1 rRNA gene is annotated in these 742 nt (G+C 57.1%); it reads left to right on the top strand.

The features are described 5' to 3' along the window. Window positions 1-32: 32 nt before the first annotated feature. A 23S ribosomal RNA gene (locus tag GCU67_RS21045) occupies window positions 33-742 on the top strand; the annotation flags it as partial.

Raw genomic sequence — 742 nt, forward strand, 5'->3', positions numbered from 1 at the left:
GGTTGTGGGTGGGTGTGGGTGTTCTTGTGTGTTGTCAAGTTGTTAAGGGCACACGGTGGATGCCTGGGCACCAGGAGCCGATGAAGGACGTAGGAGGCTGCGATAAGCCTCGGGGAGCTGTCAACCGAGCGTTGATCCGAGGATTTCCGAATGGGGGAACCCCGCACCAGTCATGTGGTGTGACCCGCGCCTGAACACATAGGGCGTGTGGAGGGAACGTGGGGAAGTGAAACATCTCAGTACCCACAGGAAGAGAAAACAACCGTGATTCCGTGAGTAGTGGCGAGCGAAAGCGGATGAGGCTAAACCGTTTCCATGTCAAGCCGGCAGGCGTTGTGGAGGCGGGGTCGTGGGACGATTCAGTCATCTCTGCCGAGGTGACAGGGAGTCAGAAAGCCATGTGTTAGTGGAAGGCCTCTGGAAGGGGTCGCCGTAGAGGGTGAGAGCCCCGTACACGAAAACATGTGGCCTCCCGAGTTGTATCCCAAGTAGCACCGAGCCCGTGAAATTCGGTGTGAATCTGGCGGGACCACCCGCTAAGCCTAAATACTCCCTGGTGACCGATAGCGGACAAGTACCGTGAGGGAAAGGTGAAAAGTACCCCGGGAGGGGAGTGAAATAGTACCTGAAACCGTGTGCCTACAAGCCGTGAGAGCCTTATGCGCACTTGTGCGTGGGGGTGATTGCGTGCCTTTTGAAGAATGAGCCTGCGAGTTAGCGGTACGTGGCGAGGTTAACCCGT

The sequence above is a fragment of the Modestobacter muralis genome (assembly GCF_010682105.1).
GTDB classification, from domain to species: domain Bacteria; phylum Actinomycetota; class Actinomycetes; order Mycobacteriales; family Geodermatophilaceae; genus Modestobacter; species Modestobacter muralis.